The 19,035-nt window shown below is 68.4% G+C and carries 17 protein-coding genes; 9 read left to right on the plus strand and 8 right to left on the minus strand.

Going from position 1 to position 19,035, the window contains the following annotated elements; translation table 11 throughout:
- The first annotated feature begins 100 nt into the window (after positions 1–100).
- Positions 101–3,664: an ATP-binding cassette domain-containing protein gene (locus ABTW65_RS26355; protein ID WP_350665722.1), complete on the plus strand. Its 3,564-nt coding sequence runs from the start codon at positions 101–103 to the stop codon at positions 3,662–3,664.
- Positions 3,665–3,696: 32 nt separating this feature from the next.
- Here ABTW65_RS26355 and ABTW65_RS29425 read toward each other — a convergent pair whose 3' ends face one another.
- A complete protein-coding gene (locus ABTW65_RS29425) occupies positions 3,697–4,236 on the minus strand; it encodes a Clp protease N-terminal domain-containing protein (RefSeq protein ID WP_502890680.1) in 540 nt (179 codons plus the stop codon).
- Positions 4,236–4,448 (minus strand): helix-turn-helix domain-containing protein, encoded by a 213-nt coding sequence (locus tag ABTW65_RS26370; RefSeq protein ID WP_141802873.1) that lies wholly within the window; start codon positions 4,446–4,448, stop codon positions 4,236–4,238. Before ABTW65_RS26370 ends, ABTW65_RS29425 begins: the two co-directional genes overlap by 1 nt.
- Before the next feature lie 120 nt (positions 4,449–4,568).
- Here ABTW65_RS26370 and ABTW65_RS26375 point away from each other — a divergent pair, with 120 nt between their 5' ends.
- On the plus strand, positions 4,569–5,771 hold the full coding sequence (locus ABTW65_RS26375; RefSeq protein ID WP_350665724.1) for an MFS transporter: 1,203 nt from the start codon (positions 4,569–4,571) through the stop codon (positions 5,769–5,771).
- On the opposite strand, the gene ggpS is transcribed toward ABTW65_RS26375, so the two are convergent.
- On the minus strand, positions 5,768–8,050 hold the full coding sequence (ggpS, locus tag ABTW65_RS26380; RefSeq protein ID WP_350665726.1) for a glucosylglycerol-phosphate synthase: 2,283 nt from the start codon (positions 8,048–8,050) through the stop codon (positions 5,768–5,770). The genes ABTW65_RS26375 and ggpS overlap by 4 nt on opposite strands.
- A gap of 441 nt (positions 8,051–8,491) precedes the next feature.
- On the opposite strand from ggpS, the gene trpS reads away from it, so the two are divergent.
- Genes trpS through ABTW65_RS26405 form a run of 5 tightly spaced genes read left to right on the plus strand, consistent with a single transcriptional unit; the run spans position 8,492 to position 12,154 of the window.
- Positions 8,492–9,529 carry a tryptophan--tRNA ligase gene (trpS, locus tag ABTW65_RS26385; RefSeq protein WP_350665727.1) on the plus strand — a complete coding sequence of 346 codons (1,038 nt, stop codon included), beginning with the start codon at positions 8,492–8,494 and terminating at the stop codon, positions 9,527–9,529.
- Positions 9,530–9,541: 12 nt separating this feature from the next.
- A complete protein-coding gene (locus ABTW65_RS26390) occupies positions 9,542–10,066 on the plus strand; it encodes a 2'-5' RNA ligase family protein (protein ID WP_350665729.1) in 525 nt (174 codons plus the stop codon).
- Between the two features lie 44 nt (positions 10,067–10,110).
- The gene (locus tag ABTW65_RS26395; RefSeq protein WP_350665731.1) at positions 10,111–10,989 is read left to right on the plus strand and encodes a YihY/virulence factor BrkB family protein; all 879 of its coding nucleotides are present in this window, start codon (positions 10,111–10,113) and stop codon (positions 10,987–10,989) included.
- Positions 10,989–11,891: a phosphotransferase family protein gene (locus ABTW65_RS26400; RefSeq protein WP_350665733.1), complete on the plus strand. Its 903-nt coding sequence runs from the start codon at positions 10,989–10,991 to the stop codon at positions 11,889–11,891. Before ABTW65_RS26395 ends, ABTW65_RS26400 begins: the two co-directional genes overlap by 1 nt.
- 38 nt (positions 11,892–11,929) lie before the next feature.
- Positions 11,930–12,154: an SCO4848 family membrane protein gene (locus ABTW65_RS26405; RefSeq protein ID WP_350665735.1), complete on the plus strand. Its 225-nt coding sequence runs from the start codon at positions 11,930–11,932 to the stop codon at positions 12,152–12,154.
- Between the two features lie 3 nt (positions 12,155–12,157).
- On the opposite strand, the gene ABTW65_RS26410 is transcribed toward ABTW65_RS26405, so the two are convergent.
- Entirely contained in the window at positions 12,158–12,613 is a 456-nt protein-coding gene (locus tag ABTW65_RS26410) for a MarR family winged helix-turn-helix transcriptional regulator (protein ID WP_350665737.1), read from the minus strand.
- A 54-nt stretch (positions 12,614–12,667) separates the two neighbouring features.
- Between ABTW65_RS26410 and ABTW65_RS26415 the strand changes: the two genes are divergently transcribed.
- Complete coding sequence (locus ABTW65_RS26415) at positions 12,668–13,084, plus strand: organic hydroperoxide resistance protein (RefSeq protein ID WP_350665739.1); 417 nt, start codon at positions 12,668–12,670, stop codon at positions 13,082–13,084.
- Between the two features lie 137 nt (positions 13,085–13,221).
- Here ABTW65_RS26415 and ABTW65_RS26420 read toward each other — a convergent pair whose 3' ends face one another.
- From ABTW65_RS26420 to ABTW65_RS26435, 4 genes are all read right to left on the minus strand, one after another.
- On the minus strand, positions 13,222–13,962 hold the full coding sequence (locus ABTW65_RS26420) for a succinate dehydrogenase/fumarate reductase iron-sulfur subunit (protein WP_350665740.1): 741 nt from the start codon (positions 13,960–13,962) through the stop codon (positions 13,222–13,224).
- Entirely contained in the window at positions 13,959–16,013 is a 2,055-nt protein-coding gene (locus ABTW65_RS26425) for a fumarate reductase/succinate dehydrogenase flavoprotein subunit (RefSeq protein WP_350665741.1), read from the minus strand. Before ABTW65_RS26425 ends, ABTW65_RS26420 begins: the two co-directional genes overlap by 4 nt.
- Positions 16,014–16,026: 13 nt before the next feature.
- A complete protein-coding gene (locus ABTW65_RS26430) occupies positions 16,027–16,746 on the minus strand; it encodes a succinate dehydrogenase cytochrome b subunit (RefSeq protein WP_350665742.1) in 720 nt (239 codons plus the stop codon).
- Positions 16,747–16,854: 108 nt separating this feature from the next.
- Positions 16,855–17,958, minus strand: a complete 1,104-nt coding sequence (locus tag ABTW65_RS26435) for a glycosyltransferase (protein ID WP_350665743.1) — start codon at positions 17,956–17,958, stop codon at positions 16,855–16,857.
- A 104-nt stretch (positions 17,959–18,062) separates the two neighbouring features.
- Between ABTW65_RS26435 and ABTW65_RS26440 the strand changes: the two genes are divergently transcribed.
- A partial coding sequence (locus ABTW65_RS26440; protein WP_350665745.1) for a sulfatase-like hydrolase/transferase occupies positions 18,063–19,035 on the plus strand: 973 nt, incomplete at its 3' end.

The raw sequence follows: 19,035 nt of genomic DNA on the forward strand, positions 1-19,035 counted from the left end.
TCTGATTCCTATAGATGCAGGTCAGCGTGGTGTTTGACGTCGGGTGCGGGCGGAAAACCTTTAGGCGAGTGTCGGTGGTCGCGCATACCGTGATCTTCTGATGACTGCGACCCTCTCGACTCCGCCCGCGCCCACCTCAGGCAAGGCTCTCGGAGTCCCCGCCGACCCTGCCGACCCGAGCCGGCAGGTCGACTGGCGACGCCTGAAGGGGTCGGTGACGGGCGCCGCACTGATCGCGCTGGCGGTGGCCATGGTGGCCCAGTCGATCGGCACCGTCGTGGCCGGGCGGCTGGCGGAGAACCCGACCGCGAGCCTGGTCGGCTGGCTGGCGCTGTGCGTGATCGGCGCCTCGCTGATCGACTCGACGGCGAAGATCGCGTGGGTCGGGGTCTCCGACCGGGCCGAGGGCAAGCTGCGCGAGGACGTGCTCCAAGCTGCGATGCGGCAGCCGCTCTCCGAGCTGAGCGAGCAGGCTGTCGGCGAGATCCTCGACCGGGTCGATGACGACTCCCACGAGGTCGGCAACCTGCTGCGCTGGCAGCTGTGGATGCTGTTCCGCTCGATCTTCGCGGCGCTGCCGATGTGGATCGTGGCCAGCTTCACCTGGTGGCCGGCGGCGATCCTGTTCCCGCTGCTCGCCGCGGTGACCTGGTTCGTCATCCGCCGGCTGCTGGCCAAGATCTCCGAGCTCAAGGTCATCGAGGAGGCGTCCTGGACCGACCATGCCGCCGTGCTCGAGGAGGGCATCGCGGGGCGTGACGACCTGCGTACGAGCCTGGGCCAGGCCCATGTGGTCGCCCGGGTGGCGAGGCTGTCGGCGACGGTGCACGAGAGGTTCCGCGCGGTCGTCACGGTCGAGGCGAAGGTCGGCCGCCGCGCCGGCGTGCTCCTGCACTCCCTGCTGGCCGGCATCGGTCTCGCCGGCGTGGCGCTCGCCGCGAACGACCGCCTCGGGATCAGCGCGCTGGTGACGTTGTTCCTGGTCACGAGCACGTTCGTGGGTCAGATCGCGATGCTCGCCAACCATCTGCCCGACATCCAGGCCGGCCTGGGTGCGGTCATCCGGCTGCGCCAGATGATGGGCTCCGAGCCGGAGCCCGAAGGCGGCGCGCCCGTGCCCGACGACGGGGGCGCGCTCGAGGTCGACCTCCGCGACCTGACCTTCTCCTACGCCGAGGGCACCTTCGCCCTCCAGGGCATCTCGCTCACGGTGCCGGCCGGCGACACGATCGCCCTGGTCGGTCGCACCGGCTCGGGCAAGTCGACGCTCGCCTCGCTGCTCTCGCGGGCCGTCGAGCCGCCGCGCGGCTCGGTGTTCCTGGGTGGCGTGGACGTGCGCGACCTCGACCTGCAGCAGCTGCGCGCCTCGGTGGGCGTGGTGACTCAGCGCACCGAGATCCTGGCCGGCACGCTCGCGGAGAACATCGCGCTCTTCGACGACCTGCGTCCGCGCGAGGACATCGAGCGGGCGGTCGCCCGGCTCGGGCTCTCGGAGTGGGTCGCCGGCCTGCCCGACGGGCTCGACACTCTGCTCGGCCCCGGCGGCACCTCGCTGTCGGCGGGAGAGGAGCAGCTGGTCGCCTTCGCGCGGCTGCTGGTGCGCGACGTACGCGTGGTCGTCCTCGACGAGGCGACCGCACGGATGGACCCGCTCACCGAGCGGAGGGTGGTCGCGGCTGCTGACCGGCTGCTGACCGGGCGTACGGGCATCCTGATCGCCCACCGGCTCTCCACCATCGAGCGGGCGCCTCATGTCGCCGTGCTCGACCACGGCCGGGTGATCCAGCACGGCCTGCGGGCCTCGCTGGCGACCACGCCGGGGCCGTTCCACGACCTGCTCGAGGCCAGCCGCACCGATCACCACGACTCACCCTCGCCGGCTGTCAAGCCTGTCGACCACTCCACCCTCGACCACGTCGCCGAGGGCAACGTGGGCGGCAAGCGCCGTTCGGGCGCTCCGCCGGACGTCCCCGAGGTCGGCACCGGTCCGTCCCTCGCCCGCGGGATGCTGCACGTCCTGTTCCTGCGTCCCGAGTGGGGTGTCGCGGGTGCGCTGCTGTTCCTGTTCGCATCGATGACCGGTGCGCAGGGTGCCTTCACCGGCCTCCTGTGGGGCCGGATCGTCGAGTCGCTGCAGGACGGCGGAAGGCCGACGGTGATGTCGGTGCTGCTCGTGGTCAGCCTGCTGGCCGCGCCGCTGATGCTGGCCGACGCCTTCTACCGCTACCCGCGGTGGTGGATCGAGGTCATGCTGCGGGCCCGGATGGCCGTGCTCTACGGTCAGACGCGCCAGCACCGCCTGACGCGTACGCCGCCGGGCGAGGTCGTCGCCCGCTCGATGGACGCGGACCGTTACGCCCGGTACGCCGACCGCTGGGTCGACTTCGTCAACGGCCTCGTCATCGCGACGATCACCGCCCTGCTCGCCGGCACCGCGCTCGCGGGCGCCGTGCTCCTGGTCGTCATGATCGCCTCGGCGCTGGCCTCCGCGGTCGGCCGGCCGATCGCCGGCCGCTCGGCCGCGGCCTCCTCAGCCGCCCGCGCGCGGTTCGGCCGCGCGGTGGTCTCCGCGCTGGAGTCCGTACGCACCGTGAAGCTGGCCGCGGCCACCCCGCAGGTCCACGCCCACCTGCAGCACGTCGACTCGGGCCGGGTCGAGGCAGCGGTGAAGGAACACCGGGTGCAGGCATTCCTCGACGGGGTTCCCGCGCTGATGGTGCAGTGCGGTGTCGTGGCTGCCTGGGGGATCTACTTCGGCGGTGGCTGGGGTCTGGCCACCGCGCTGCTGGTCGCCAACGCGGTCTCGGGCTTCGACTGGTTCGGCCGGGTGGCCGGCATGGTCGTCACCGAGGCTCCCGGCACGCGTGCGTGGCAGAAGGAGACCAGCCGGTTCGCCGGTGGCCGCGACCTGATGGATCTGCCGCCGGGCGTCGACCTGGTCACCGGTGACGCGCCGGATCCGGGTCCGGTCGAGCAGGTGCCGCTCGAGTCCCTCGAGCTCTCGGCCCTGTCAGCGGTCCACGACGACGGCACGATCGGTGTCTCCGACGTCTCGCTCACGATCTCGCGCGGCGAGCTGGTCCTGCTCGTGGGGCAGGTCGGCTCAGGTAAGTCGTCCCTGCTGGCGTCGCTGGCCGGCCTCATCGAGCACACCGGCACGATCCGGTGGAACGACGAGCTGGTCCTGGACACGCAGTCGTTCCTGAGGCCGGGGCAGGTGGCGTACGTCGCCCAGGTGCCGCGGGTGCTGTCGGGCACCTTCGCCGACAACATCCGGCTGGGCCACGACCGACCCTTCGACAACCCGGTCGCCGACGCGCGGCTCGAGCTCGACGTCAAGGAGGCGGGCGGCGCGGACGCGATCGTCGGTCACCGCGGCGTACGCCTCTCCGGGGGACAGGTCCAGCGCCTCGCCCTGGCGCGAGCGTTGGCCGCCGAGACCGAGCTGCTCCTGGCTGACGACGTCTCCAGTGCGCTCGACGCGGCCACCGAGATCGAGCTCTGGCGGGCGTTGCGTGACCGGCACACGACGGTCATCGGAGCCACCTCGAAGCGTGCGGCGCTGGCTCAGGCCGACCGCGTCGTCGTCATGGTCGACGGTGAGATCGCGGCTGTGGGTCCGTGGACCGAGCTGGCACCAGCCTGGTCCCACCTGGCCGGCTGACCCCCGCCTCCTCGGGAGGCGGGGGTGACGCCTCAGGCGGCCGCGCCGCGCTCGAGCGTGCGGCGCAGCGCAGCAGCATCCACGTCGAGGGCCTGTAGTGCAGCATGTCCTTCCCCCTCCGCGCGAAGGATGCCGAGCAGGATGTGCTCCGTGCCGATCGAGCGGTCCTTGAGCCGGATCGCCTCGCGCAGCGAGAGCTCGAGGACCTTCTTCGCGTCCTTGGTGAAGGGGATGTGTCCGCCGAGCCGGCGGCGTGGCTTCCCGCTGTCCAGGGCACCGGCACCGAAGACCTCCTCGACCTTGGAGCGCACCGCGTCCAGGTCGATCCCGAGCGTGGACAGCGCATCCGCGTCGTCGTTGCCGAGGCGTCCATGGGCCCGCTCGATCTCGGCCCGCAGCGCAGCGGGGTCGACCCCGGCCTCGGCGAGCGCTCGAGCGGCGGACGAGCCGGCGCTGGAGCCGATCGCCAGCAGCAGGTGGTCGTCGCCGATTCGCTCGTGACCGAGCTCGGTGCCGTACGTCTGTGCGGCGACCACCGCATCGCGGGCCTGCTTGGTGAACCTCTCGAACATCACATCTCCTTCGCGTACTTCTTGTGGACCGCCTGCCGGCTGACTTCCAGTGCGTCGGCGATCTCCTGCCAGGCCCATCCCTGTCGGCGGGCGTTCGCCACCTGCAGCCGCTCCAGCGAGTCGGCCAGGCGACGCAGTGCGAGCGCGGCTCGCAAGCCAGTGCTCGGGTCGGCGCTCGCGGCCGACTCGGCAAGGTCCTTCGCATCCGTCATGCTGTCAATATAGGTTGACATCGACCCCGTGTCAACCAGAGTTGACGAAACCGGGGGTGCCGGGACCCGCGTCACACCGATTCACGGAATAGCCCACAAATCGCCGAAGGTTAGGCAGTAGTGACCGACACCGCCAGCACCGAGACCGCCGTCAGACCGGTCACCACCGTCCAGTTCGTGATCGCCATGCTCGCCCTCGCGACAGGCGGGTTCGCGATCGGTACGACCGAGTTCGTCACCATGGGCGTGCTGCCCGAGATCGCCGAGGGCGTCGGCGTCGGAACCTCCACGGCCGGCCACCTGATCAGCGCCTATGCGGTCGGGGTGGTGGTCGGCGTACCGATCCTGTCGTTCTTCGTCGCGCATCTTCCGCGCAAGGGGCTGCTGCTGTCGCTGATGGCGGCCTACGCGCTGTTCAACCTGCTCAGCGCCGTCGCCGTCGACTACCAGATGCTGCTGGTCGCGAGGTTCCTCGACGGGCTCCCGCACGGCGCCTACTTCGGTGTCGCGACCATCGTCGCGACCTCGATGGCCGCACCTAAGCACCGCGGGCGAGCAGTCGCCCTGGTGATGCTCGGGCTCTCGGTCGCCAACGTGATCGGTGTCCCGTTCGCGACCTGGCTCGGTCAGACGGCCGGCTGGCGGGCACCGTACGCAGCCGCAGCGGGCCTCGCCCTGCTGACCGTGGTCCTGGTGCAGCTCTCGGTGCCGCACTTCGCGGGCGACCCGAACGCGACCGGCCGCAGCGAGGCCAACCGATTCTTCACCAACAAGCAGGTCTGGCTGACGATGCTCGCGGGCGCGATCGGGTTCGGCGGCATGTTCGCCGCCTACTCCTACATCGCCCCGATCGTCACCGACACCGCAGGCCTGGCCGAGGGTGCGGTGCCGTGGTTCGTCTTCGCATTCGGCGCCGGGATGGTCGTCGGCACCTGGGTCGCGGGGGAGCTGGCCCGCTGGTCGGTGATGGGCTCGCTGCTCGCGAGCAGCCTCGGCATGGTGGCGGTGCTGACGCTCTTCTGGGCGGTCGCCCCGGCCGGGTGGTGGCTCGCGCCGGTCGCCTTCCTGACCACGGCGGTGGCGTCGGTGCTGGTGATCAACCTGCAGGTACGCCTGATGGATGTCGCGGATGACGCGGTGACGCTCGGCGCGGCGATGAACCACGCCAGCCTCAACATCGCCAACGCCCTCGGCGCCTTCGCCGGTGGCCTGGCCCTCGACGTCTGGAGCGTCCGCGAGGCGCCGTTGGTCGGCGCCGGACTGGCCGCCGCCGGGATGCTGGTGCTGCTCTGGAGCACCAGCATCCACCGGCGCAAGGCCTAGATCGCCTCTTCGTTGCCGTCCGTGGCGGTGGCCGCCTCGACCGCCGCCAGGAACCCGTCGGCCCAGGCCTTGGAGTCGTGGTGGCGGATGGTGTCCCACAGCCCGCGCATCCGGTCCTTGGCCTCGGCCTCGTCCATGTCGACGGCCTGCAGGAAGACCCGGACCATGTCGGAGACGTCGTGGGGGTTGGTCAGCACCGCGCCGCGCAGCTCGGCGGCCGCCCCGGCGAACTCGGAGAGCACCAGCGTGCCGCTCGTGCCGAGGAGGCCGTGGACCGCGGCGTACTCCTTCGCGACCAGGTTGAGGCCGTCGCGCAGCGGGGTGATCCACATGACGTCGGCGTTGGCGTAGTAGGCCAGCAGCTCCTCGAACGGGATCGGCCGGAAGTAGAAGTGCACCGGCATCCAGCCCATCCGGGAGAACCGGCCGTTGATCCGCCCGACCGCCTGCTCGATCTGGTTCTGCAGGGTCTTGTAGACGGTCATCTCACCGGCCGCGGGCACGCACACCAGCACCAGCGACAGCTCACCCATCAACGACGGGTCCTCGAGCAGCGCCTTCTCGAAGGCCTCGAGCTGCTGAAGCACACCCTTGGTGTAGTCGAGCCGCGAGACGGCCAGCGCGATCCGCTGACCCTCGAACTCCTCCTTCACCCGAGCGATCGAGCTCTGTACCGCCGGGGAGGCCAGCGTCTGCTCGATCCGCGTCGTGTCGACGCTGACCGGGTTGGCACCCAGGTGCACCCGACGCCCACCGACGTCGATCACCGAGGGCATGGTGTCCAGGCCGAGGGCGAAGCCGTACGTCCGGAACCGAGGCGCCGAGTCCTCGGTCTCGATGACCTCGACCGGGGCCACGCCGCGGGCCACGTCGACGAAGTTCTCGACCTGGCGGGGGATGTGGAACGAGATGTAGTCGCACTGCAGCAGCGAGCCGATGATCTCGCGGCGCCACGGCACCACGTTGAACACGTCCGCGCCGGGGAAGTGGGTGTGGTGCAGGAACGCGATCTTCACGTCCGGCCGCATCTCCCGCAGGTAGGCCGGCACCATCCACAGGTTGTAGTCGTGAATCCAGACGATCCCGCCGTACGCCGCCTCGGCCGCCGCCTGCTCGGCGAAGGCCCGGTTGACCCGGCAGTAGACCTTCCAGTCCTCCTCCTTGAACTTCGCCCGTTCCCAGAAGGTGTGGAGAAGCGGCCAGAACGCTTCCTTGGAGAAGCGCTTGTAGAAGACGTCGACGTCCTTCTTCGACAGCGGCAGCCGGGAGGCCACCAGGCCCGGGTAGAGCTTGGGATCGACGACCGTGTGGGTGGCGAACTTGCCGCGCTTGGGGTCGTCGATGGACCAGGCGACCCAGGATCCGGTGCGCTCGGTGAAGAAGGAGAGCAGCGTCGGGATGATGCCGTTGGGTGACTTCGGCCGGCGGCGCTTGACCTCTCCGTCCTCGATCACCTCGTCATAGGGGAGCCGGTGGTAGACCATGACGAGGTCGGACTTCCCCGGGTCGTCGGCGTCGTTCTCCGGGTCGTAGATGTGCTCGTCGTCGAGCAGGTTGAAGTGCCTGATCGCCTGCAGGATCCCGCCGGTGCCGGGAGCGGTGGCGTGGAACGTACGCCCCTTGTCGCGGGTCGCGTCCAGCAGCAGGTCCTCGGCCTCGCCGACGCAGACACCCGGGAAGCCGATGTCGTACATCGACAGGTCGTTGAGGGTGTCACCGGCGACCAGCACGCGGTCCTTGGGGATGCCGAGGTGCTCGACGAGCTTGGTGACGGTGTGGCCCTTGTTGATCCCGCCGGGCAGCACGTCGAGGTAGTGGCTGGCGGAGTAGAGCAGGTCGCAGCCGATCTCTGCGACCAGCGGCGCGAGGTCGTCGGTGACGGCCTCGGGGTCGCAGAAGTAGGAGACCCGGCGGTCCTGGGGCACGTTCTGCCGGACCAGGCCGGGCCGGTCGCCGATCTTCTCGAGCACGGTGAGCTCGCCGGGCCACTTGGCGGCGATCTCCTGCTGAATGGGCTCGACGGCGAGCAGGTCGTGGCCGGTCACGATGGTGGCGCCGACGTCGCAGATGATGAAGTCCGGCGTCGGGATGGTCGGGTCGGCGAGCAGCGGCAGCACCGACTCCAGCCCACGACCGGTGACGAAGGACAGCAGTACGTCCTCGCGGCGGCTCAGCGTCTGGTACAGCTTGACCTTCGCCTCGGGGTCGCCGGCTAGGAAGGTTCCGTCCAGATCGGTCGCAAGCAGCATGCGTGCGTTGGCAGCGGACGTGTCGTTCACAAGTCTCCTCGAGGGTCGCCTGGCCTCGAGGCCGATTCGGCAGCTGGCCCGAGGCTGCGGACCCCTTGGAGGATCCGCGGGTCGACCAAACAGGCTAACAGGGGCATGTGTCGGGCGGGAAAAGGGCATTTGACGGATCATCGAATCTGCACTGAGTAGAGCCTCTCAGGAGGTCCACAAACTCGTAAGAAATTGGATGCACCTGTTCGATAACTCCGTCGAGAATCCGTCGTTGATGGGTCATGCGGATCCTGCCCGCGGCCTTCAAGAAGACCGCGGGCGACCACGGTCCTCGACGTTGATCACGGGGGGCGCCGAGGCCCATGGCCGGCACGCAGGTCGGTGCCGCGGGCAGGGTCCACAGCTCGTACGGATCGGTTCTCGATCCTCTTCCTCCCACCATTTCGAGCCTTTCGGCGGGTGGCTGACAGAATGCGGCACATGACCGGCAGTACTGCTCCCACGACTCGTCCCAGAGTCCTCTCCGGCATCCAGCCGACCGCCGACTCCTACCACCTCGGCAACTATCTCGGCGCGGTCCGGCAGTGGGTGAACCTGCAGGAGGAGCACGAGCCGTTCTTCTTCATCGCCGACCTGCACGCGATCACGGTCGAGCAGGACCCGAAGGTGCTCCGGGAGCGTACGCGGCGGGCCGCCGCCCAGCTCCTGGCCGCCGGTGTCGACCCGGAGCGGTCCGCGATCTTCGTCCAGTCCCACCTTCCCGAGCATGCTCAGCTCGGCTGGGTGATGCAGTGCATCACCTCGTTCGGTGAGGCCCGGCGAATGACCCAGTTCAAGGACAAGTCCGCCAAGGGTGGCGAGGGCGCGGCCTCGGTCGGCCTCTTCTCCTACCCGATGCTGATGGCCGCCGACATCCTGCTCTACCGCCCGGCGTACGTCCCGGTCGGCGAGGACCAGCGACAGCACCTCGAGCTGACCCGTGACCTGGCGCAGCGGTTCAACAGCCGCTACAAGAAGACGTTCCGGCTCCCCGAGCCCTACATCCTCAAGGAGGTCGCGAAGATCTACGACCTCCAGGACCCGACGATCAAGATGTCCAAGTCGGCCTCTTCGCCGACCGGGTTGATCGACATGCTCGACGACCCGAAGATCTCCGCGAAGAAGATCCGCTCGGCGGTCACCGACTCGGAGATGGAGATCCGCTTCGACGAGGCGGCCAAGCCGGGCGTCTCCAACCTGCTCCGGATCTACTCCGCGCTGACCGGCGCCGACATCGACACCCTGGTCGGCAAGTACGCCGGCAAGGGCTACGGCGATCTGAAGAAGGATCTCGCCGAGGTCGTCGTCGACTACGTCACCCCGTTCCGGGAGAAGACCTTCGAGGTCCTCGAGGACCGGGCGTACCTCGACGGCATCCTGCAGCAGGGTGCGGAGAAGGCAGGCGTGGTCGCCCGCAAGACCCTGGCCGACGTCTACGAGCGGGTTGGCTTTGTGCCCCCCGCGTCGCCGCTCGGCTAGTAAGGTCGGCGCATGCGCACCATCGGTGTTGCCATCGCTATCCCGGAGCCATGGGCAAGTCAGCTCCAGGACTACCGGACGTCTCTCGGGGACGCGACGGCGACCATGATCCCGACGCACATCACACTTGTGCCACCGACGGAGATCCACGACGACCTGCTGCCGGACGTCGAGAGCCATCTCGAATCCGCGGCCTCCAGGGTCGCCCCTTTCAGCGTGCACCTGCGCGGCACCGGCACCTTCCGGCCGGTCTCACCCGTGGTGTTCGTGGCAGTGGTGCAGGGCATCTCGGGCTGCGAGCAGCTGGCCAACGCGGTCCGGCAGGGTCCGCTCGACCAGAAGCTCACGTTTCCCTATCACCCGCATGTCACGATCGCTCACGACCTTCCCGACGCTAGCCTCGACAAGGCTTTCGGTGAGCTGGCCGACTTCGAGTGCGAGTGGTCGGTCGAGGAGTTCCACCTCTATGTCCACGACGACACGGATGGCTGGCGCCCGACGCGGGAGTTCGCGCTGAGAGCAGCACTGACCGGTTGAGGCGGGCTCGGGTCCGCCCACGAAAGACGGATGGGGACCTCGGGATGAAGGAAAAGGTCAAGGCAAAGATCGCCGAGCTGCGTGCGCGCTTCCCGGCGCTGGACCGGGTGATCCGCACCCAGGAGCACTACGGCGACGTGGGCGCCGCCCAACAGGCCGGCGCGATCACCTACTTCGGCTTCCTGTCGACCTTCCCGATCCTCGCGCTCGCGTTCTTCGCCGTCGGCCAGATCGCCAAGGTCTACTCCGGAGCCGAGAGCGACCTCGTCGAGGCGATCGACCAGGTCCTGCCCGGGCTGGTCGGCGACGAGGCCGGGCAATTGAAGATCTCCGACATCGAGAGTGCGGCCGGCACCGTCGGGATCATCGGTGTCATCGGTCTGCTCTACGCCGGGCTCGGCTTCATCGACGGGCTGCGCAAGGCGCTCGAGGCGGTCTTCCTGGTGCCTGACGAGGAGCAGCCGGGCTTCCTGGTGGCCAAGGCCCGCGACCTGGTCGCACTCATCGTGCTCGGTCTGATCCTGCTGGTGGCGGTGGCGTTCACCGGCCTCGTACGCACCTTCTCGGTCAACGTCCTGGAGTGGATCGGTCTCGGCGAAGGCTTCGGCTGGCTGATCGTCCTCCTCACCTTGGTGCTCGGCCTCGCAGCCAACACAGTGCTCTTCTTCGCGATGTTCCACCTGGCTCCCCAGAACGACACCCCGAAGCGCCCCCTGTGGATCGGCGCCGTGCTCGGCGCGATCGGCTTCGAGATCCTGAAGCAGGCCTCGACCCTCCTGCTCCAGGCAACTCAGGGGCAGCCGGCCTTCCAGGCATTCGGCATCGCCCTCATCCTGGTCGTCTGGATCCACTACACCTCGATGGTGATCCTGTACGCCGCCTGCAACGCCCACGTGAGGGCGACCCCGGCCGAACCGAGCTGATGGTCGCGACGCCTCGCCCGGTCATCGACTCGGTGGTGCGATCGATCTGCGGCCGAGGCGTCGAGCGGCTCGCGCCTCTTACGGGCGGCGGGATGAACGAGACCTACCGCGTCGATCTCGGCGGGGACGTCGCAGTGGTCGTCCGGATCGCACGGCACCCGATGCCGTGGTTCGTCGACGAGGCGTACCTGATGGAGCGGGCGCGTGCGGTCGGTGTGCCAACGCCGGAGATCCTCGGCCTGGAGCATCTCGATGACGACGACGAGGTGCTCTCGTTCTCGGTTCAGCAGCATCTGCCGGGCCGGTCGCTCGAGGACCTCGTCGGTCGGCTGTCCGCCGTAGATCTCGAGCGCTGCATCGTTGACGCCGGTGAGTTGATGGCGCTGGTCCACAGCGTGGAGCCGGACCTCGATCGCGGCGTACGTCACGAGCTGCGCTGGCCCGAAGAGCGCGACGTCGAGACCATCGCGCGCACCGTGGCGTCGACGTTGGATTCGGCAGCGGCCGCTGTTCTCGAGCGTGGTGCTGACTTCCTACGCCAGGAGATCACGAACCGTCCCACCGTCCCGTTCGTGCTCGCTCAAGGCGACTTCATGCCCGGAAACCTCCTGAACCACGAAGGGGAGATCGTCGGCGTGATCGACTGGGAGTTCGCCGGACCTGCCCTGCCCGCCTTCGACGTCGGTCGCTGGGAGGTATCGGCTCGTACGTCTTTCGCCGACCGCTTGGATCTGCTTCGAGAGGGCTACGCCCGAGTCGCCGATCCCGAGTCCTCGGAGGCGGGGCTCACGCCGGCCTTCGCCATCGACTGGATTCTCGAGATGCTTGCCTGGAGAAACCCGGCCACGCCCGACCAGTTCCGACGCTGCATCGACGTGATCGCCCGATATACGGGCTGCTGACGGTCGGGCCTTGGTCGACGGATGAGAGAGTCGTACCCATGAAGCTCGAGAAGACTGACGGCGCGCTCCTCCTGGTCATCGGGGTCTGGACGATCGCGATCTGGACCAACTTCGGCCGCAACCTCGTCAAGACCGCCAAGGACCCGGAGCAGACCCGTCCGAAGCCCTACTACATCGCCCACGCGGTGCTCGTGGCCGTCGACGTTCTCCTCGGCGGCCTGCTGATCAAGCTCGGCGTGCAGCGGCTGCTGACGAGGGGATAGCCCTCAGGGGGACTCGGCCGTGTCGAGGTGGTCGACCAGCTCGTTGAGCTGGTCGCGCAGCGCGAGCGCCTCGTCACGGGTGATCCCCATCGACGCTCCGAGCTCCCGCGGCACCCCGGCGACCTGCTCCTCCAGGGCCTGGCCGTCCTCGGTCAGGCTGACCAGCACCCGGCGCTCGTCGCTGGGGTCGCGGTCACGCCGGACGAGCCCAGCGGTCTCGAGGCGCTTGAGCAGCGGCGTCAGCGTGCCGGAGTCGAGCCGCAGCTGCTGGCCGAGCGATGTCACCGAGAGCGGCTCCTCGCTCTCCCAGAGCACCAGCATCACCAGATACTGCGGATAGGTCAGCCCGGTCCCCTTGAGCAGCGTCACGTAGCGCTTCGTGACGGCTCTGGTCGCTGCGTACAGCGGGAAGCAGAGCTGAAGGTCGAGCGAGAGTTGCGGATAGGTACGTCCGGACACATCAATCAGTCTACTCCCTTGCGCTATTGAGTTGTGCGCAATATAGTTGTGCACATGACACCGATCTACACGGCCACCGCAGTCAGCACCGGCGACGCCCGCAACGGCCACGTCCAGTCCTCCGACGGTCTCATCGACGCCGACGTCCGCATCCCCAAGGAGATGGGTGGCGCCGGCGGTGCCACCAACCCCGAGCAGCTCTTCGCAGCCGGCTACGCCGCCTGCTTCCACTCGGCGCTCAAGCTCGTCGCCGGCAAGGCCAAGGTAGACATGACCGACTCCGAGGTCGTCGCCGACGTGAGCATCGGTGAGAACGGCCAGGGCGGCTTCGGCCTCGCCGTGCAGCTCGAGGTGACCATCCCCGGGGCCGATGCTGCGACCGCCCAGCAGCTGGCCGAGCAGGCCCACCAGGTCTGCCCCTACTCCAACGCCACCCGCGGCAACATCGAGGTCAAGCTCAGCGTCGTCTGATCTCCAGCCGAGGCGTCACCTACGTCGGCCGAGTTGGCATGACCGTGACGTCTCGGCCGACGTACCTGACGTCTCGGCATAGAAGAGGGCCGCTCTCCGAGGGAGAGCGGCCCTTCTGTCATGTGGCGACCAGACGGTCAGCCGAGGATCAGCGACTTGCGCAGGTCCTTGTTGAGCTGGGAGATCACGTCGAGCGGGATCTCCTTGGGGCAGGCGGAGGCGCACTCACCGATGTTGGTGCAGCCACCGAAGCCCTCGGCGTCGTGCTGGCCGACCATCGACTGCACGCGGGAGTAGCGCTCCGGCTGGCCCTGCGGCAGCTCACCGAGGTGGGTGATCTTCGCGCCGAGGAACAGCGAGGCGGAGCCGTTGGGGCAGGCGGCGACGCAGGCGCCGCAGCCGATGCAGGTGGCCGTGTTGAACGCCCGCATGGCCTTGTCGCGCGGGGCCGGCACCGAGTTGGCCTCGGGGGCCGAGCCGGTGTTGGCCGAGATGTAGCCGCCGTTCTGGATGATCCGGTCGAACGCGGAGCGGTCGACGATCAGGTCCTTGACGATCGGGAAGGACGAGGCGCGCCACGGCTCGATGGTGATCGTGTCACCGTCGTTGAAGGAGCGCATGTGCAGCTGGCAGGTCGTGGTGACCTCCGGGCCGTGCGCCTCGCCGTTGATCATCAGCGAACACATGCCGCAGATGCCCTCGCGACAGTCGGAGTCGAACGCGACCGGCTCCTCGTCGTTGTGCAGGAGCTGCTCGTTGAGCAGGTCGAGCATCTCGAGGAAGGACATGTCCTGCGAGACGCCGTCCAGCTCGTACGTCTTGAGCGCACCCTTCTCGGACGCGTCGGCCTGCCGCCAGATCTTGAGGGTGAGCTTCACTTGTACGACCTCTGCTTCATCTCGATGGCGGTGTAGATCAGGTCCTCCTTGTGGAGGATCGGGGCGCCGTCCTCGCCACCGAACTCCCAGGCCGCGACGTAGGCGAACTCGTCGTCGTGACGCATCGCCTCGCCGTCCTCGGTCTGCGACTCGCCGCGGAAGTGGCCGCCGCAGGACTCGCGCCGGTTGAGCGCGTCGATGCACATGAGCTCACCGAGCTCGATGAAGTCGGCGACACGGCCGGCCTTCTCGAGGTCCTGGTTGAGGGAGTCGGCCGAGCCGAGGACCTTGACGTTGGTCCAGAACTCCTTCTTGAGCTCGCGGATCAGGCCGATGGCCTTCTTGAGGCCCTCCTCGGTCCGCTCCATGCCGCAGTACTCCCACATGATCAGGCCGAGCTCCTTGTGGATCGACTCGACCGAGCGGCTGCCGTTGATCGACATGAACTTGTCGATCCGCTCCTGGACCGACTGCTTCGCCTCGACGACCGCCGGGTGGTCCTCGGAGATGGGCTCGAACGGGCCGTCGGCGAGGTACTCGCGGATGGTGTTCGGGAGCACGAAGTAGCCGTCGGCCAGACCCTGCATCAGCGCCGAGGCGCCGAGGCGGTTCGCGCCGTGGTCGGAGAAGTTGGCCTCACCGGTGCAGTAGAGACCCTCGATGTTGGTCGAGAGCTCGTAGTCGACCCAGAGGCCGCCCATGACGTAGTGGACGGCGGGGTAGATGCGCATCGGCAGCTCGTACGGGTTCTCACCCGTGATCCGCTCGTACATGTCGAGGAGGTTGTCGTACTTCTCCTCGATCGCGGCCTTGCCGAGACGCTCGATCGCGGCACCCAGGTCGAGGTAGACGCCGCGGCGGAACTTCTTCACCGTGCCGTCGGGCTGGGTCTCGTCGACCTCGGGACCGACACCGCGGCCCTCATCGCACATGTACTTCGCGGCGCGCGAGGCGATGTCGCGGGGGACCAGGTTTCCGAAGGACGGGTAGATCCGCTCCAGGAAGTAGTCGCGGTCCTCCTCGGGGATCTCGCGCGGGTCCTTGGCGCAGTCCTCGGCGTTCTTCGGCACCCAGATGCGGCCGTCGTTACGCAGCGACTCCGACATCAGGGTCAGCTTCGACTGGTGGGCGCCGGTCACCGGGATGCAGGTCGGGTGGATCTGCGTGTAGCAGGGGTTGGCCATGTAGGCGCCCTTGCGGTGCGCACGCCACGTGGCGGTGACGTTGGACCCCATCGCGTTGGTCGAGAGGTAGAAGACGTTGCCGTAGCCGCCGGTGGCGAGCACGACCACGTCGGCCAGGTGGGTCTCGATCTCGCCGGTGACCATGTCGCGGGCGATGATGCCGCGGGCCTTGCCGTCGGCGACGATCAGCTCGAGCATCTCGTGACGCGTGAACTGCTCCACGGTGCCGGCGGCGACCTGGCGCTCCATGGCCTGGTAGGCGCCGATGAGGAGCTGCTGCCCCGTCTGGCCGCGGGCGTAGAACGTACGCGACACCTGCACGCCACCGAAGGAGCGGTTGTCGAGCAGACCGCCGTACTCGCGGGCGAAGGGCACGCCCTGGGCCACGCACTGGTCGATGATGTTCACCGACTCCTCGGCGAGGCGGTAGACGTTGGACTCGCGGGCGCGGTAGTCGCCGCCCTTGACCGTGTCGTAGAAGAGCCGGTAGGCCGAGTCGCCGTCGCCCTTGTAGTTCTTGGCGGCGTTGATGCCGCCCTGGGCGGCGATCGAGTGGGCGCGACGCGGGGAGTCCTGGTAGCAGAACGACTTCACGTTGTAGCCGGCCTCGCCGAGCGTGGCGGCAGCGGCGCCGCCGGCCAGGCCGGTGCCGACGATGATGATCGACAGCTTGCGGCGGTTGGCCGGGTTGACCAGGCGGTTCTCGAACTTGCGGGTCGTCCAGCGCTCCGCGATCGGACCGGTCGGCGCCTTCGGGTCGACCAGCTTGTCGCCGAGCACGTAGTAGCCCGCGGCGTCGTCGGATTTCTGGACCGGTGCCTCGTTGGTCGGGGTGAGGCCGGACAGGTAGTGGGTTCCAGCAGCCATGTGTCAGATGTCCTTACGAGATGACGCCGAAGACGGTGAACAGGGGGACCAGCGAGAAGCCGCCGGCGATCACGATCGCGACGACCCAGCCGGCGACGCGGGCCCTGGCACGCGACTCAGCGGTGTTGGTGAACCCGAGCGTCTGGATGGCGCTGAAGGTGCCGTGGTGCAGGTGGAACGCGAGCGCGAGCATCGCGAAGAGGTAGATGGCGACCATCCACCACTGCTCCGGCAGGAAGGAGTTCACCAGGAGCCGGTAGGGGTTCTCGGTGATCTCTGCGGCCTGCCCGCCCGTGCCCACGTTAATCTTCACGATGGTGAAGTGGAGCAGGTGCCAGATGATGAAGACGAGCAAGGACACGCCGCCCCAGCGCATGGTGCGCGAGGAGAGCGACGAAGCCTTGTTCTTCTTCACCGCGTACTTGACGGGCCGCTGAGCGTGCGCACGCATGGAGAGCGCCACCGCGGCGCCGACGTGCGCGATCAGCGAGCCCAGAAGCACCACCCGGAGGATCCAGAGGAGACCGCCGTACGGAAGGTACGGCTCCCCGAACGTACGCAGGTGCTCGGCGTACTCGTTGTAGGCCATCTCGCCGCTGAAGGCTTTGAGGTTGCCGTACATGTGCACCAGCACAAACAGGATGAAGACGATGCCGCTGGCCGCCATAAGGAGCTTCAGGGCGATCGTCGAGCGCGTCGACCGCGCGCCTTTGATCAGAGTCGTGGTTGCCACGGCACGCACGCTACTACCCCTCATACCCGAACTTGTACGCAGGGAGTATGTGACATTTTCGTCGCTGCGTGGGCGGGCGGGGTTACTGACGAGTATCGGGGTAGCGGGTTAGGCAAGCCTAACAGCAGGGTGCACATTCTCCGAGGCGATGGCGTGAGATTGTGAGGACCGATCCTCGCTCAGCGCGACCAGACGGGCCAGCAGCTCGTCGACCGCATCGGTCCACGGCCGCGTCGCGACCAGCTCCCGGCCGCGGTCGCCGAGCAGGTGCCGCCGGGGGTCGGAGACCACCGAGGCGACCGCGTCGGCGAGCTCGCGAGCGCGGGCCGGGTTGTAGAGCAATCCGGTCTCCATGTGCTGCACGATCTCGGCGGCCGCGCCGGCGCGCGGGGCGACCACCGGGAGGGCGCTGGCCGCGGCCTCACGCAGGATGTGGCCACATCCCTCCTCCTCGCCGGGGTGGACGAGAACGTCGAGCGAGGCGAGTGCGATGGCCAGGTCGCCGGTGCCCAGCGGACCGGTCAGCTTCGCCTGCGGGACCCGCTGCTTGAGCCAGCCGCGCTGGGGTCCGTCGCCGATGATCACGAGGCGGATCCCGGGCACCGCGGTGAGCTCGGCGAGGCGGCGTACGCCATGGCTCTTGCCGAGGTTGCCGGCGTAGCCGACCACGACCAGCGGGGTGGGCCGGGACTTCGCCCTGGACCAGCGTCGGTGGAGCCAGTCGTCGCGCAGACTGGGCGAGAAGGCGGCCGTGTCGACCCCTGGCTCCCACACCTCGGCGGCGACGTCGATCGCGGCGAGCATGCGGCGCAGGTACTCGCTTGTGACAAAGATCTCATCGGCGTACGCGGCGATCGAGGTGCTCCACGTGAGCGCCGCCTTGGGCGAGAGAGGGGACTGCTGGACGACCAGCGTGGTCGCGGCGGCCGCCGTCGGCGACGCGAGCGCCTTGCGGCCCAGCCAGCCCGGGTCGAAGGTGACCACGACGTCCGGCTCGAAGGACTCCAGCGCGTTGCGTACCTGCCTGCCGGTCTTGGCGATCGGCGAGACCCGGACGACCCTGCTGTTGCGGTAGACCGAGAGTCCGGGGCCGGGCGCGATGAACCGCACCTCGTGGCCCGACTCGATCATGCGGTCGGCGATGGCCTTCACCGTGGTTGTGACACCATCGATGGTAGGAAAGAAGCTCTCGGTGACCAGCGCCATCTTCATAGGACCAGCGTCCTGCCCGGGGATGGCGAGAGCGCGACGTGTGCGTTGACCTGGGATGAACCATCGGCACGACCAGTAGACGACCAGCGTGATGAGGACAATCAGTGGCGGTACCCAGACGGGTCTGGACGCTTTCGGCAGCAGCACTCGCGGTTGCTGGGGTCGTGGGGATGTCGGGCTGTGGTCAGGCGCCGACCCAGCAGCCGTCGGGCGAGCGCGTCTCTGAGCAGCCCGCGACCGCGACGCCGGCCTTCGAGATGCCGGTCGAGAAGCCCAACCTGCTGATGATCACGGTCGATGACCTCTCCTCCCTCGACATGGACTACCTGCCGAGCGTGAAGAAGCTCGTGGGGGACAGCGGCGTCACCTTCACCGACGCGGTCGCGCCGACGCCGATCTGCGTGCCTGCCCGCGCCTCGCTGCTCTCGGGGCAGTACGCCCACAACCACGGCGCCCACACCATCCACGGTCCCGAGGGTGGCTATCCATCCTTCGACGACTCCGCGACTCTGGCCACCTCGTTGCAGGAGGCGGGCTACTCGACGGTGTTCACCGGGAAGTACCTCAACGAGTACGGCGAAGCGGGGACCGAGCGCGACCTGCCTCCGGGCTGGGACGAGTGGCGCGCGACCGTCGACCCGTCGACCTACAACTATCTGGGCGCGAAGTTCAACGTCAACGGGCGTCTGGTGAAGCCGAAGGGCTACTCGACCACCGTCATCACCCAGCAGGCGAAGGCGGCGCTGACGGACGCGAAGAAGAAGGCCGGGGCCGAGCAGAAGCCGTGGTTCCAGTGGGTCAACTACGTGGCACCGCACATCGGCGGGCCGACGGAGAAGGGTGACCCCAAGCAGCGTTTCCCGGGCACGAAGGGTGCGATCGGGGTGCCGGTGCCGGACAAGCAGGACCGGGACAAGTACGCCGACAAGCCGATCCCGCAGCAGCCCAACCTGTTCCCGGAGGCGCGCAAGAAGTTCCCGAAGGGGTCGCCGTCGCGGAAGAACCCGTCCCAGATCGAGAAGGACGCCTACCGGCTCTCCTATCAGCGCCGGATCGAGTCGGCGCGCAGCCTGGACC

Source organism: Nocardioides sp. NPDC127503 (assembly GCF_040302165.1).
Lineage (GTDB): Bacteria > Actinomycetota > Actinomycetes > Propionibacteriales > Nocardioidaceae > Nocardioides.

What these genes read in the sequence shown, in the direction of transcription:
- ABTW65_RS26355 (WP_350665722.1), top strand. Translation starts at nt 101, where the DNA reads ATGACTGCGACCCTCTCGACTCCGCCCGCGCCCACCTCAGGCAAGGCT.
- ABTW65_RS29425 (WP_502890680.1), bottom strand. Translation starts at nt 4,236, where the DNA reads ATGTTCGAGAGGTTCACCAAGCAGGCCCGCGATGCGGTGGTCGCCGCA.
- ABTW65_RS26370 (WP_141802873.1), bottom strand. Translation starts at nt 4,448, where the DNA reads ATGACGGATGCGAAGGACCTTGCCGAGTCGGCCGCGAGCGCCGACCCG.
- trpS (WP_350665727.1), top strand. Translation starts at nt 8,492, where the DNA reads ATGACCGGCAGTACTGCTCCCACGACTCGTCCCAGAGTCCTCTCCGGC.
- ABTW65_RS26390 (WP_350665729.1), top strand. Translation starts at nt 9,542, where the DNA reads ATGCGCACCATCGGTGTTGCCATCGCTATCCCGGAGCCATGGGCAAGT.
- ABTW65_RS26395 (WP_350665731.1), top strand. Translation starts at nt 10,111, where the DNA reads ATGAAGGAAAAGGTCAAGGCAAAGATCGCCGAGCTGCGTGCGCGCTTC.
- ABTW65_RS26400 (WP_350665733.1), top strand. Translation starts at nt 10,989, where the DNA reads ATGGTCGCGACGCCTCGCCCGGTCATCGACTCGGTGGTGCGATCGATC.
- ABTW65_RS26405 (WP_350665735.1), top strand. Translation starts at nt 11,930, where the DNA reads ATGAAGCTCGAGAAGACTGACGGCGCGCTCCTCCTGGTCATCGGGGTC.
- ABTW65_RS26415 (WP_350665739.1), top strand. Translation starts at nt 12,668, where the DNA reads ATGACACCGATCTACACGGCCACCGCAGTCAGCACCGGCGACGCCCGC.
- ABTW65_RS26425 (WP_350665741.1), bottom strand. Translation starts at nt 16,013, where the DNA reads ATGGCTGCTGGAACCCACTACCTGTCCGGCCTCACCCCGACCAACGAG.
- ABTW65_RS26435 (WP_350665743.1), bottom strand. Translation starts at nt 17,958, where the DNA reads ATGAAGATGGCGCTGGTCACCGAGAGCTTCTTTCCTACCATCGATGGT.